The sequence below is a fragment of the Pseudoalteromonas sp. S3785 genome (genome assembly GCF_005887365.1).
In the GTDB taxonomy this organism is placed as follows: domain Bacteria; phylum Pseudomonadota; class Gammaproteobacteria; order Enterobacterales; family Alteromonadaceae; genus Pseudoalteromonas.
Genome location: NZ_PNCT01000056.1, coordinates 16,124 through 28,771, shown reverse-complemented (window position 1 = coordinate 28,771; position 12,648 = coordinate 16,124). Strand labels below are relative to the sequence as shown.

The 12,648-nt window shown below is 37.7% G+C and carries 9 protein-coding genes and 1 pseudogene; 5 read left to right on the top strand and 5 right to left on the bottom strand.

What is annotated here, in order from left to right; genetic code table 11:
- The first annotated feature begins 423 nt into the window (after positions 1-423).
- The 4 genes and pseudogenes from CWC17_RS14555 to CWC17_RS14540 all read left to right on the top strand — a co-directional run bounded on the left by CWC17_RS14555 (position 424) and on the right by CWC17_RS14540 (position 3,287).
- Positions 424-1,092 carry a hypothetical protein gene (locus tag CWC17_RS14555; protein ID WP_138613676.1) on the top strand — a complete coding sequence of 223 codons (669 nt, stop codon included), beginning with the start codon at positions 424-426 and terminating at the stop codon, positions 1,090-1,092.
- A gap of 298 nt (positions 1,093-1,390) precedes the next feature.
- Positions 1,391-1,990, top strand: coding sequence for a hypothetical protein (locus tag CWC17_RS14550; RefSeq protein WP_138613674.1), 600 nt, complete (start codon positions 1,391-1,393; stop codon positions 1,988-1,990).
- 130 nt (positions 1,991-2,120) lie between these two features.
- A pseudogene (locus CWC17_RS19820) lies at positions 2,121-2,297 on the top strand (IS91 family transposase); the annotation flags it as partial.
- Between the two features lie 333 nt (positions 2,298-2,630).
- Positions 2,631-3,287: a hypothetical protein gene (locus CWC17_RS14540; protein ID WP_138613672.1), complete on the top strand. Its 657-nt coding sequence runs from the start codon at positions 2,631-2,633 to the stop codon at positions 3,285-3,287.
- Between the two features lie 494 nt (positions 3,288-3,781).
- On the opposite strand, the gene CWC17_RS14535 is transcribed toward CWC17_RS14540, so the two are convergent.
- The 4 genes from CWC17_RS14535 to CWC17_RS14520 all read right to left on the bottom strand — a co-directional run bounded on the left by CWC17_RS14535 (position 3,782) and on the right by CWC17_RS14520 (position 7,071).
- Positions 3,782-4,372, bottom strand: a complete 591-nt coding sequence (locus CWC17_RS14535) for a hypothetical protein (protein ID WP_138613670.1) — start codon at positions 4,370-4,372, stop codon at positions 3,782-3,784.
- A gap of 76 nt (positions 4,373-4,448) precedes the next feature.
- Positions 4,449-4,907 carry a DUF6436 domain-containing protein gene (locus tag CWC17_RS14530; protein ID WP_502704916.1) on the bottom strand — a complete coding sequence of 153 codons (459 nt, stop codon included), beginning with the start codon at positions 4,905-4,907 and terminating at the stop codon, positions 4,449-4,451.
- Positions 4,908-4,950: 43 nt separating this feature from the next.
- On the bottom strand, positions 4,951-6,417 hold the full coding sequence (locus CWC17_RS14525) for a methyl-accepting chemotaxis protein (protein WP_138613666.1): 1,467 nt from the start codon (positions 6,415-6,417) through the stop codon (positions 4,951-4,953).
- A 99-nt stretch (positions 6,418-6,516) separates the two neighbouring features.
- The gene (locus CWC17_RS14520) at positions 6,517-7,071 is read right to left on the bottom strand and encodes a hydrolase (protein ID WP_138613664.1); all 555 of its coding nucleotides are present in this window, start codon (positions 7,069-7,071) and stop codon (positions 6,517-6,519) included.
- A gap of 164 nt (positions 7,072-7,235) precedes the next feature.
- Between CWC17_RS14520 and CWC17_RS14515 the strand changes: the two genes are divergently transcribed.
- Complete coding sequence (locus tag CWC17_RS14515) at positions 7,236-11,732, top strand: EAL domain-containing protein (protein WP_502704917.1); 4,497 nt, start codon at positions 7,236-7,238, stop codon at positions 11,730-11,732.
- Here CWC17_RS14515 and CWC17_RS14510 read toward each other — a convergent pair.
- The gene (locus CWC17_RS14510; RefSeq protein WP_138613660.1) at positions 11,729-12,625 is read right to left on the bottom strand and encodes a cation diffusion facilitator family transporter; all 897 of its coding nucleotides are present in this window, start codon (positions 12,623-12,625) and stop codon (positions 11,729-11,731) included. The genes CWC17_RS14515 and CWC17_RS14510 overlap by 4 nt on opposite strands.
- Between the last annotated feature and the right edge of the window lie 23 nt (positions 12,626-12,648).

The window sequence follows — 12,648 nt, the reverse complement described above, 5'->3', positions numbered from 1 at the left end:
CGTTTTGTACTTTAAGATTATAAGCTGGTATCTATTTTAAGCTCGGAAATCCAACTCGTTTCTGCCCCAAAATAAGTTAATGCAAATGCTCTAATGGCAACTTTAAGCGATCAATAAATGATTCGAGTCGTTTAATGCTATTGGCTCTATTCTACAAAGCGGACGTTCCGCTAAATTTCATGTCATCATCCATATAGGGTACTTTATAAATATTCAGTGTGGTTGTTTTGCTCCCATATTCAAGAGAATGAGCTATGAGCGTATTTTCTTTCTTCTGAATATCTTTAGCACAAATAAAAAATTAGATTTGGTAATGTATTACGTTATTTGTTAAAAGTAGATTTATTAAAACAAGAGCGTGGCATCGGCAGAAAGGTCCGCGACGCGCGCACTATAAAATTGTTAGTCGTCAAAGGAAGAGCGATGAATATTGAAGGCAAAAAAATATACTCAACAAAAGTTTATTTCGCGCATAAGCTTTTATTTTACATAGCGAGAAAAGCTGCTGATAAATCTACTGAAGAGCCTGAAGAAGCAATTGTTTCATTGATTTTTAGCTTTAATTGTATTGAAGCATTTATAAATGAAACTATCGGCTCAACTGAGCTATTTACTGGTGGCCGGAGAACTGAAGCTGAGCAAGAGTTATACGAACAAATGCTAAGTTTACAAAGTAGTAAGGCTAGTACACTTGAAAAGTATAAAAAGTCTAAAAAGTTATTTACAAAGAACCATTGGGATCGAACACAATCACCTTACAAAGAATTTGAAACACTAAGAAATCTTAGAAACTCAATTATTCATAAGCCACCAGAGGTAATTAAAGGTGAACTAACAATTGGACAGGGAGAATATAATTACAAGTCTAAATATGAACGACCAGATGTTGAACTTCAGGAACTACTAAAACTTGGAATTATTAAGCCGATACTAAGGGATGGAAGTTGGCTTGATGCTATAATGACTCCTGAGTTAGCGGAGTGGTCTTGTCAGGTTGCTTTTGATGTCATAAATAATTTTTTAACATCTTTACACGAAGGCAGGTTTAAAGAGTTAATGATAGAGCAAATGAGCTTGAGTATAAACGACTAACAAGTACCTGAACCAAAGGACGCAAACAGCAGGCTTGCGCTTCTGCGTCGTTAATTATTTTTAGCTTGCTATTTTGTGCAAGTTCGGCAGCGTTAATTTTCACCCTAGGATTGTAGATGGTTGATGTAAATAGATATGAAAAGGATGCTCACTATGTGAAAGCCAGATCGTTATTGGATAGTGATGATTTGCAGTCTCTTAGGTACGCCTGCTTAGAGTTAAGGTACTTCATCGAAGCTCATGTGTATCAGCAATTGCTTGCAGGAGCTGAAGAAATACCTAGAACAATAATTGAAACGTGGCAACTCAACAAAGCTATAAAGCTATAAAGCTATTGTCGGGTTTCGATGATTTAGCTGATAAAGACTTACATTTGAGTATATATAGCGAAGAGGGTGAATTTAAAGACACTATTACCTACAACAACATACCAATAAAAGATTTGAATAAACTGTATAACTCTCTGGGGAGTTATTTGCACCTCCCAATGCCTAAAAAACTTACTAGCTACAAAATCAACAAAAATAAAATTATTAAGATATTTGACCAGCTAAATAGGCTTACTACAGGCAACTTAATGGTAGTGAAGGGAAACTATGAATTCTTCCAGTGTGAAGCCTGTGGGAAAAACATTTTGTATACACAGCACTATGTCAAGACAAACGAATCAATTACATGCCAAAATGATTCATGCCGTATTGATCATGCAATAAAAGCGACTGAGAACAGTGTTTCATTTGGATCAAAATATGTTTTTGAATGCGGTGTTTGTCATAAAGAGGCATCAGTTTTCTTTTCCAAAATTGAAGGTGGCTTTAAATTTAATTGTGACCATTGTGAAACAGAGTATGCGTTTGAAATGATTCTTAGGGGAACCCCTATTGAGCAAGAAAATTAACAAGCGCAGGTACTTGGACAAATGTTCCACTGGCTCCAAATTTGCCCTTGCTTCGGGCGTTGCCCATAGCAGTTTTTATGCGAAAATAACCTATTACAGCCGACGACCTAAAATGATTTTGCCCCAAGACGAGTTAGGGTTAATAAAAGCTGAAGCATCAACCCTATTCAAAGCGGTGAAACCGAAAGCAGAGCAAGAGCCATTAATACCGCTTTGGCCTTGCCAGTCATGCAAGGCGGGTATCTTACGATTTATTGGCGTGATGAATTTAGATGTGGCGACAAATAAAATAGCACGAACGAGTTAGCAGCCTTGCTTGCTGCATCAAATCAATGAGTTAACCTGCTTAACTGCTCAGGCTAGTCGCGACTGTGCGTGAGAAAAATATCCTTGCTTAACGGTAAAACATTAGGTTTAATGAATAGATAATAAACGCTGAGCAATGCAGGGAAGCTTAAATTTTAATAGGTAAGCTTATAAATTAGCTGATTTAGCTAGAGCCTCTAAAAAAACTCCCATAGCATAAAGAACGCCAACTCTGAAACACGGAGCAGGTAGCGGCTCAGTCCAACAAACGATTATGCAACACAAACTGCGTGTCGCATAAATACTAAAGTGTTATACAAAAAAAGGATTTCTCGTGCCATCAGAATTATCTCAAGAACTATATGCTCTTTATAAAAAATATGAAGCAGATTTATACGAATTTGGAGAGAAGTCCAACGAGATAGTTCATGGCCCTTTCCTTATATCGCCAAACGATAAATTCTCTACTTCAAAAGTCAGAGTTGTATTTATAGGCCAAGAAACTAATGGCTGGAGTTGTAAAAAAGACATCTCAAATCAAATGGAAACGTACTCAAAGTTTAATCTTGGGGAAAAGTATGTTTCAAGCCCATTTTGGAATGTGATTAGGAAGTTTGAAAAATCTATTATTGGAGAGACGCACTCATCATCATGGCTAAATATTAACCGATACGACGAAAATAGCAAAAAGCCATCCAATGAAAATAGAGAGCTATTATCTGGTTTAGATACGTTGCTTTTATCAGAGCTCAAAATTTTAAAGCCTGATATCACCATATTTTTAACTGGTCATAGTTATGATAGTAGAATCATTCCTCTGCTCAGCGCTCAAAAGACAAGCATAGGTGAATTCGATCAAAAGCAAGTATGTGAAATAATAACAAACTCTATAGGTGGTCGGGTATTTAGAACTTATCACCCAAATTATTTAAGGCGCTCTGGTCTTGAGAGCAGAGTAGTTTCAGAAATTTGTTCTCAAGTAAATGTATAAAAAGGCAATTAAAAATTGCCCACAAAAACACGTGGACTCGCTCCGCTCGCCTTTCATTGCGGCGTTACCAAAAAATAATCAAACTCATTTTTGTCCAAAAACGAGTTTACTCGACCGTCTGCTTCTCGCTCAAAATCGCCTGTCAGGCGAAGTCTAAACCCGTTCTTTTAAACTGTAAGATCGGATATGAGCTACTACAGATAGGTGGTGATTTAATTGGCCCTTCAACATCTTTTTCACTACTAGTGTTAACCACATTTTTAGTCACAGAAAATTCCTTCTACATAACAGCTTTATAAGTGAACATTCCCCCTACCTTTGCTCGGAAATGTACTTATTATATGAGTTTATTCCAATAGCAAATTGTATAAGTTATTGCCATCAATACATATTGTGTCTATCAAACTATGGTAAATCCAAACTGTCTAATGAACGCTGGGAAGTCCACACTGGCTCTGTGGCATAGAGTCACGATTAATCTTTAGACACTGACGTTATACTGCTTCAATTTCATGAAAGTACAACCCTTTTATCCCATGCTCATGAACGATGCTATATAAGCTATTTTTAGCATCTGTAGTAAAGTATCGAAGCCCAGCTTCTCGCACCCTAAATAGTTCAGGATTTTCAATCGCACTCTTTTCAAATACCATCTTTTTAAACTTTCTAATTCTGCTTGGTTTGCCATTTTTAATATTTCGGATGGAGTGTTCTTCACTAAGGGCTTTGTCAAAGCCTACAACATTAAATGCAAACCACTTCTCAGCTTCTAAATTGCATTCAAGCAGCTCAACATTTTTGCTAAAACCGTTTAAAAATAACGGTGAATACTTAGGGGATACTACAATAGTTAAGGCAACCAAACCGTCTATATCAGGTTTTTTTAAGCTTGGTTGTACAGTACTTGTCTCAGCTAACCAATCAACGCCCAACGCTTTCCAATTATCTCTCATACTCATACCGTCGAACATTAACAACTGGTCCTCGGTCAATTGAATTGTTTGTCTTAACCCCGTTTCATTAAGTAAGAGAAACTCATCAGGCTCAACACTCACACTGTATACTTTATTAAATTTATATAACATTAAGCATTACCTTGAGTCAGTAATGAGATACGTTTTTAAATAGAAAATCTCAGAAACGATTCATTTTTCACAAATATTAAGCAGTGCAGTAACAACCACTGGTTTTATTAAGTAACAGCTGGCTGTTAAAACCAGCTACAAGATTATTTATAACCGTTTCAACAAAACCACTGCCCTGCGCGCAGCCAAACCCTTGTGAAAGAGGGCCTGCATAAACAAAGTCACCCTTGTTATTAATAACTACTGCCGCGGGGGTGGCTGGTAGCAGCTTTTGTAAAGAGGCTGTTTGCTCAATATTGATAAGCGCAAAGTTGTGCGCTTTAGAAAATGCCGCTAATTGCTTTAAGTGAGGTTGAGCTTGCTTGGTACAGCCACAGTCAGGGTTGGTGACTATAATCAACGCATTTTTATTAGTGGTTATAAACCCTATGTGTTGCTTAAAATTGGCAAACCACCCAGTTTGCTCAAGTACACCCACACTATCAAATACACGTAACTGATTGTATTGATAATAAACCAGCCCTGAGACAGTCACAGCTAGCCACAAAGCTATTACTATACTCGTTTTTATGGCTGATTTACTTAAACTTGGCAATGCTCTGCTCTAACACGGCAATACTTACATCTATCATTTGAACTTTGGCGGTTAACTTTTCGACTACTTTGGTGTCTTGATATTGGCTTTGCTGCATTTGTTCTGTGCTTGAGGCTATTTGTTTTGTGTTAACCGCTTGATCAGCAACAACTTGTGAGACAGAGTGAGCACTGTGGTTTACAGCTTTGATTTGCTCACTCATCGCACTTATGTTTTCTTTCAAGGTGGTGCTTATATGCGTTAAATCAACCACAAAATCAACACATTGGCTCATAGATTGGGTTGAGGTTTTACTGTTAGTAACTAAATCTTTTAGCGTTAATGCAATTTTGTCTGTCGTCGCTTTACTGCTTGTAGCAAGGGTTCTTACCTCATCGGCTACAACAGCAAACCCTCGGCCATGTTCACCGGCCCTTGCAGCTTCAATGGCTGCATTTAGCGCAAGTAGGTTAGTTTGCTCTGCAATACCTGATATCTCATTGAGTAAACCTGATATTACATCGCCTGCTGCCACTAAATGATTTATTTGCTCTTCGGTATGATTAAGTAAATTAAGTAACTCTGTGCTTTTAGTCGCAGTTTGCATAACATCATTAGATGCATTGTTGGCAGCTTGAGAAATGCTATCTACCTGTTGCTTTAACACATTACTTTCATGCTCAACTGAACTAAAGCCTTGGGCAACTTGCGCGCCTGAGTCAGCTATATCATTAGTTTGTTGCTTTCTTTGCTCAGCCCCGCTTGCTAGCTCATCATGTACGTTTATTAATTGCTGAGAGTTTTGCTGCAGTGAAAGAGACTGGGTTTGTACTTGACTAATCACATCCGATAAATAACCTAATAAGGTGTTAAAACCCGCCACGGCATTGCTATTTTTGTCATCCGCTCTAAGCGAAAGTTGTATATGTTCTGGGTCGTGCATAATAGCTTCTGTCGCTTTGGTTAAAGACAGCCCAGCACGCCGCTCCTGCTGCAATGTTTTAGCAATATAACCGGCTACAAACACCTCTACTATTGCATAACCAGCATGTATAAGTACCGTAGTAAAGGCGAGCCTATCTGGGTCAAATACATAAAAACCAGTGTTTTGTATTTGTAAAAAATAAAAGCTTAAATGATGAATGGCCACAAAAATAATGGCAGTGATAAACACGCGCCAGTTCACAAACATGATTAACATGGCCATTAAGATGAATATTTCGAAGTGTATTTCTATTAATCCAAAGGCTTGTTGTATGTGCAAAAAAGAAAACATCATGATTGCTGCTGCAACCACGTGACCAGTAACGGGGTTATTTTGCTGAGTTTTAAGTAACCAAATGGGCAATAAGCTTAAAGGTAAGCCAACAATAAATGCTTGTGCAAGTGTGCCAAAGTACACCCCTAGAGCTATTGACTCTACAAACAAAAAAATGAATATTATGGTGAATAAACGACTTACACTATTCATAAATACCTTTAGTTATTAGTTTTATAATACAATCGGGTTTTGTACGTGTTAGCCGATAATTACGACCACATTTTATTACTATAGCTTAGCCTGCAAACTTTACTTAATAATTGATAAAACCGCTTTAAATTCTGGCGATGCGGCGTTTTTTGTCCATTGAAAAATAATACTTTCTACGCTGGTAACGATAGCCCCTGCTTGTTGTAGCTGCATTAAAGCTAATGATTTATGCTCTGGATCTCGTGAGCCTACCGCATCAGCAGCTACATAAACTTCAATCCCTTGCGCTATTAAATCTAAACAGGTTTGTAAAACACATACATGTGACTCTGTGCCTATTACTATAACTTGCGTGCGTGTAAGTTGTTTAAACGTAGCATTAAATGTCGGCTCGTTACATGCACTAAAATGTGTTTTTTCAATAGTCTGCGCATTTATAAGCGCGTCTTTTAATCGTCTATTTGTGCTACCTAGCCCCTGTGGGTATTGCTCTGTAACAATGCTAGGAATTTTAAAAATGGCACTAACTTTGGCAATTTTTATTGACCACTGTAGTAAATCAGAAAATTCGCTAATTGCGGGAGAGAGGTTATCTTGAATATCTATTACTAATAAAATGCTTTTATCGGCAGATAAATTTTTGTGACTCATCATAACATCCCGCTTTTTACGTAATTATAATTAGCAAGCGTAGCTTAAGTAATTATTAATGACTAAGTTTAGTTGATATAAGTTGTAATCCACAATTCAAAAAAGTGTGCTATATTTAATTTTTAAATGTACATTCCTCCTGCCCTAGAGCGAGTTTATTAGTGCGATTGAGTATTTTGTTTTTTCTCTTCACCGCTGTTTATTTTCTTTGTATTAATAGCGTATCGGCCACCACAAATTATGCTCAACAACTACAACGAATATCTACCGATGAAGGTTTATCCCAAAACTACGTAACTAAAATTCTACAAGATGATTTAGGTTACATCTGGATAGGCACAGCGCAAGGCCTAAACCGCTTTGATGGTTACACTGTCACTCCCTTTGATGGCGGATTTAATCTTAACGAAAATTTCATTACTACGCTTTTTAAAACTCATGAAGGCAATATTATTGTGTCAACTGAGCTTGCAGGCGCTTTTTTGGTTGATCCTAAAACGTTAGCTACTCGCAATATATTTTCAGGTAGCCTTGCTGGAAATACAGCAAACTACGCCTCTATTGAAGCTGTTGAACAGTATCAGGATACTTTTTACTTTGCCATTTTAAACAACGTGTATTCACTGAGTTCTAGTACAAACTCACTCACCTTAGAGTTTACAGCACAAAGTGAAGAGACCATGGTACGCGCGCTAAAATATTACAAAGGCACGCTTTTTATAGGCACACAAGCAGGCTTATTTAGTTACGACCTAAAAACAGAATCTTTACGCTCTCTTAGTTTACAAGCCCCCAATAAACAAACAGCCGATAATAATAATGTTAAGTTTTTAGCTATCGACCCCATGCTAGGGTTATTAGTCGGCACAGTTGAAGGCATGTACGCGTTAAGTTTAGATAAAACAGCTCATGCGCCTGCATATCAAAGCACTAAACGTGTTATTGCTGATTACAATATTTGGGATTACACCAATACACCTTATGGCGAATTTATTGCCACAGAGCATGGCTTGTTCGAATTTAAGCGAGCAAAAGGGACGACTGAGCTGGTACTTAGCTTTGATCAAAGCAAATTTAATATTACCGAAAATACCATTAACGATCTAATGGTTGACTCAAGCGGCGTGTTTTGGCTTGCATCGCGCACGCAAGGTGTGCTTACTTGGTCAATAAACACACGACGTTTTAAAAAAGTAACCTTACCCAAAAACAACCACATAAATAGTATTTTCCAAGATGCTGACTTAACTATGTGGTATGGCACCGACAATGGCCTCGCTCATGTAAATGCTGACAATCACACCACTTACTACCTAACCTCGCGAGACCCAAAAGCGGTGTATGGCGAATACGCAATTTTTGCCATTAATAAAGCACATTTAGAACCCACGTCGCGGTACTTATGGCTAACGGGATACTACAATTTAATTTTATTTGATAAAAAAACGGGGACCACGGTTGCAAAAAAAGATTTAAATAATGTTATGTCCAAAGATGCAACTATTTATGGTGTGTCAGAGGTAGCTCCAGATACATTTGCGTTTTATAATGATCACGGCTTTTATGTTTATAATGGTAAAACGGGATTAACACGCGAAATTAAAGGCTTAAAACAGCATATAGACCCCTTAAATGCGTACACTTTCCATCGCCCTTTTAACGATTACCCCAATGAGTTTGTAATAAGCACAACCACCCATTTTTATCGATATAACGAGCAAACAAACACCTTAACCGCTATTTATAAAACCAGTAAAAAAGGTAACCAAAGTTACCACACAGTAGAAAACTGGTTGATTGATAAAAACAACATTTTATGGCTTGCCACAACCAGTGAAGGCTTAGTGGGAATTGATGCACAAAGCTATGAAAAAAAACACCACTTTAACGTCACTAATGCACTAAAAACGCAGTCTATTTATTCACTTATTAGCGATGACTATGGGTATTTATGGTTTAGCAGCAAAAATGGTTTGTACCGCTTAAATACCGACACGTTAAGGCTGCGAGTTTTTACGGTAAAAGATGGTTTGTCGGTTAATTCATTTAGTACCTTAGGGGCCATTACGCTTAAAAACAACAATATTATGTTTGGCAGTAGTTATGGTGCGATTTCGTTTGACCCAGCTGAGTTTTTACAGCAAAGCAAACAAACAACCACGGCAATAACCGATATTAAGTTAATGTCGCGTGACTTAAACTATAAACCCAGTCAGTTTGCCGTCTCTGCGTTGGAATTAACACATGAAGATATGGGCTTAGAGGTAAGCTTTTCAAATTTTGATTTTCAAAATAGCGAGGAAACACGTTACAAAATTACGCTTCAAGGGCCTACTTCACTCGAGTATGATAATTTAAAGACAAATAAAATATTTTTTACAACGCTACCGCCAGGTAATTACCAATTAACGGCCAGCGCATTTAATTTTAATAGTGCGACAGAGTCGAAGCCGGCGCTGTTAAATTTTAAAGTGGCGTACGCGCCATGGAAGTCTCCTTATGCGTATGCGGCTTATATTTTAATTATAAGCACTATATTGTGTTTACTTTTTTGGCAATACAGAAGCAGGCAGCTAGCTATAGCTAATGCGCAAAAAGCGACTATACATTCGCAAAAACAAACCGAGCTTGCCCTTACAAACAATAAAAGTGGCATTTGGGACTACCACTACCACGACGAGTCGGTAAATACTAACCGTGGTAGTGAACTTGGCTATACAAATTTACCAAAACGCATACCACTAAAGCACTATTTAGCTTTGATTCACCCTGAAGATAAACCACGAGTGATTTCTCATTGGTTAAATTTTACAAAGAAAAAAAAGCAAGAGCATTGGCAAGCAACATACCGGTTAAAGCACAAGCTGGGCCATTGGCTATGGTATCAAGATTTAGGGCAAATTATTTATGATGAACAAACACATAAGCCTGTCTCTGTATCTGGTATATACACCAACATTACTGAGCAACGTGCCAATGAACAGCAAGCCAACATTTTAGGTGAGGCGTTTGGACAAATAAATGACTGGTTGCTTATTTTAGATAATAACTTAGTGCCGGTTTCCGCTAACAACAGTTTTATAAAAACCTTCTCACAAAGTCATACGCAACCACTAAGCTTAAAAGTGTTTGTTAAAGCGATAGGTAAAGCGCAATGTAAACGCTATGCCAACACATTAAAAACCTTAACCGCTAAGCAAAACTGGCGAACAGATACCATTATTAAAACCGCGACTAATCAGCACCACCCTATCCATATAAGTACTACCGCAATCGCGAAAGAAGCAAACAGCATTAGCTATTATGTAATTGTTATATCCGATCTAACCGAGCAAAAAAAGGCCGAAGACGAGCTGCGTTATTTAGCTAACTTCGACCCGCTCACACAGTTGCCTAACCGCAGTTTAATGCATCAAAAAATCAGTCAATCTATTAAGGATGCGCGTGAACAACTAACGCAAAGCGCATTATTATTTATTGATTTGGATAAATTTAAGCCGGTAAATGACACGTTTGGCCACGCTGTTGGTGATCAGCTTCTATGTAATATTACCCAAAGGGTGAGTTCAATGCTGCCAAGTAATGCCACACTTGGTCGCCAAAGCGGTGACGAGTTTTTAGTCCTTATAGATAATGTTGAAGACATTTCGATTCTTAATCAAACAGTTAAAGGCATAAGCTCAGAACTTGCTAATAAAGTGATTATTGAAGATTTTTCTATAAATATATCTGCAAGTATAGGCGTCGCTTTATACCCGTTTGATGCCAGTTCAACAGATTTATTGATCAGAAATGCAGACGTAGCCATGATGCACGCAAAGCAGGCTGGCAGAAACGGCTTTAAGTTTTTTAATGACTCGATGAACGAGAAAATAAAACAAAAACTCATCCTTGAAAACGATTTAAAAGATGCCGCTAAAGATCAGCTGTTATTTAATCATTACCAACCCATTATCGATACGCAAGCGCAAATAATTAATGGCGTTGAGTTACTCATGCGCTGGGAAAATAACGGTCAATTTGTCTCACCGGCTTTATTTATCCCATTAGCAGAAGAAACAGGCCTTATTGAAGCGTTAACTGAACAAGCTCTAGAGCGTGCGCTATCTGAACTAGCACCTACTTTAGCTAAAAACCCATTATTTTATATCTCGCTTAATTTGTCACCAAAACACATTTTGAGAACCAATATAGCCACCAAACTGATTAATATTTTAAAACACCATAAAATGAGCCCAGTGCAGCTGCGCTTAGAAATAACTGAAAACATATTGCTCGAAGATAAGCAAAAAGCCGCTAAACAATTACAAAAATTAAAGGCTGCTGGCTTTAAGCTTTTACTGGATGATTTTGGTACTGGCTACTCATCACTCACCTATCTAAGTCAGTTCCCTATTGATGTTATTAAAATAGATCAAAGCTTTGTTAACAGTATTGGGGGTGATAAGAGTGATGAGTCTATAATCAAAACCATTTATACTTTGGCCCAAAACCTTGGGCTTTATTGCATAGCCGAGGGCGTTGAAACTAAGCAACAAAAAGCGTTTTTAGAAGGCTTAGGCTGTCATGTTGTGCAAGGTTATTATTTTGCCAAACCAATGCGCGCGCAGCAATTGCAAAGCCCAGAAACCAATGAGCATATTCAGAGTTTAATAAACAATTAGCTATGAATATGTTGGCATTCGTGGCTTTCTATTTGCAATACACTGCTTTTAACATTAAAACGAGCCGCAAGGAGCTTTTCTATTTTTAAGCGACAAGCTTCGTCGTGCTTTTCAATGGTGCAATGCTGTTTTAACACTACGTGAGCGCCGACAATAATATCATTGTCTTTACGCAGTACCGTCACATTATGTACATTATGTACATGCTCTAAGTCGGTAATAGATTGCTCAATGTCTTTTACTTTAGGCAATTTAGCACTATTAAAAAACAGACCTTTAATACAACTAGTAATTACTTTACCGCCTGTAAAGAGCACAAACGAGGCTATCAACATGCTCGATAAAATATCAATAATGCTCCAACCTGTATAATAAATGAGTACACCGGCTATAAACGTAGAAATGGTCGATATAATATCGAAAAACGAATGTAAAAACACAGCGTAAACATTAATGCTCGCTTTGCGCCCTTTGTAAAGTACCCACGCTGCGGCACCATGAAATAAAAACCCTACAGAGGCAATACTCGACATTAAAAAGCTGTTTATTTCTAAATCATGGCCATCGTTATGATGGAAGATTCTTTCAATACCTTCATATAAAATAATGGAGCTAATAGCCAAATACAGCAGACCATTTATAAGACCACCAATAAGTTCAGCGCGTTGGTAGCCATCGTTATAAGTTTTAGCAAAGTGAATGGCTAAGGTAGAGGCAATAAGAGCAATAAATAGCGAGCTGTTATGCACAAATAAGTGCCCCGCATCAGCAAGCACAGCAAGCGAATTTGCGTAAAAAGCGCCAATAACTTGAATGACCATAAATGAACATGTGATCGCCAAAGCGATAAGTAGCCGACGACGAGACGCTTGGTGTGTAGTGATTTCTGTCATGAAAAGCTTGAAAAACCTATACT

What these genes read in the sequence shown, in the direction of transcription:
- CWC17_RS14525 (WP_138613666.1), bottom strand. Translation starts at nt 6,417, where the DNA reads ATGAATAGTGTAAGTCGTTTATTCACCATAATATTCATTTTTTTGTTT.
- CWC17_RS14520 (WP_138613664.1), bottom strand. Translation starts at nt 7,071, where the DNA reads ATGATGAGTCACAAAAATTTATCTGCCGATAAAAGCATTTTATTAGTA.
- CWC17_RS14535 (WP_138613670.1), bottom strand. Translation starts at nt 4,372, where the DNA reads ATGTTATATAAATTTAATAAAGTATACAGTGTGAGTGTTGAGCCTGAT.
- CWC17_RS14555 (WP_138613676.1), top strand. Translation starts at nt 424, where the DNA reads ATGAATATTGAAGGCAAAAAAATATACTCAACAAAAGTTTATTTCGCG.
- CWC17_RS14510 (WP_138613660.1), bottom strand. Translation starts at nt 12,625, where the DNA reads ATGACAGAAATCACTACACACCAAGCGTCTCGTCGTCGGCTACTTATC.